The sequence below is a fragment of the Paramuribaculum intestinale genome (assembly GCF_003024925.1).
Taxonomy (GTDB): domain Bacteria; phylum Bacteroidota; class Bacteroidia; order Bacteroidales; family Muribaculaceae; genus Paramuribaculum; species Paramuribaculum intestinale.
The window spans coordinates 1-1061 of the sequence record NZ_PUED01000374.1 but is presented as its reverse complement, the minus strand read 5'-3'; the positions used below and the strand labels follow the sequence as shown (position 1 = coordinate 1061).

Genomic DNA, 1061 nt, shown 5'->3' with positions numbered 1-1061 from the left:
TATCAATACCATACCATTAGACGATTATATAACAGGCTCTGCACAGCCTAAACTATCGCAAGACAATCTGAATAATATACATTTGCCAATTCCCCCGATAGAAGAACAAAGGCGTATCTTAACAATGATAGAATCGTTGATGTCTATTATTTGTGAAATTAGGGAATCTAAACAGCAATTATCTCAGTCTATAGCATTAACGAAATCCAAGATCCTTGACCTCGCGATGCAGGGAAAGCTCGTGCCGCAAGACCCGGCGGACGAGCCTGCCACCGAGATGCTCCGTCGCGTCAATCCAAAGGCAAAGATAATAACGGATAACCCACATTATCCGCAATTGCCGGATAACTGGGTGCTGACCAGAATCAAAGATGTATTTGAAATCAATCCGAAGAACAAGGCTTCGGATAATATTCAAGCAGGCTTTGTTCCGATGGCGTCAATCCATGACGGCTACTCTAACAAATTTCGTTATGATGTAAAACAGTGGGGTGAAATAAAATCAGGATTCACACATTTTGCAGACGGAGATATTGCGGTAGCCAAAATATCACCATGTTTGGAGAATCGAAAATCTATGATTCTACGAGATCTCCCAAATGGGATTGGCGCAGGAACAACAGAACTGCTCATATTCAGAAGCACAATATTGATTCCTGAGTTCTCATTACTATTCTTCAAGTCAGATAACTTCATTAAATGTTGTACGGGAACTTTTAATGGAGTTGTTGGCCAACAAAGAGTTGGAAAATCAATCGTTGAGGATATACATATCCCGATACCACCATTGAACACACAGCGTGCTATTATTGAACGTGTTCAAGGGTGGTTTAATTGTTTGGATAATATTATCGTTAGTCTATTGAAATAGAGAGATTTGATAATAATTCTGAAATTTTGCTTAATTTCTGAGTGATACGCTTCTGTTCATTTATAGGAGGAATGGGTATAATACCTTTACGAGCATCGGTGGTGCTTAATCGAGGCATCTTAACTCCATAACAACATTCAGCAGTATAAGAGAGAAAGAATGGCGAACGTAGCCATGCGCAGAGATATTC

The 1061-nt window shown here is 39.8% G+C and carries 2 protein-coding genes; one reads left to right on the top strand and one right to left on the bottom strand.

Translation table 11 applies throughout. The features are described 5' to 3' along the window. Positions 1 to 871: restriction endonuclease subunit S (locus C5O24_RS13675; protein ID WP_133165622.1), on the top strand; the 871-nt coding region annotated here is incomplete at its 5' end. Here C5O24_RS13675 and C5O24_RS13670 read toward each other — a convergent pair. Further along, a partial coding sequence (locus C5O24_RS13670) for a restriction endonuclease subunit S (protein WP_133165621.1) occupies positions 855 to 1061 on the bottom strand: 207 nt, incomplete at its 5' end. The genes C5O24_RS13675 and C5O24_RS13670 overlap by 17 nt on opposite strands.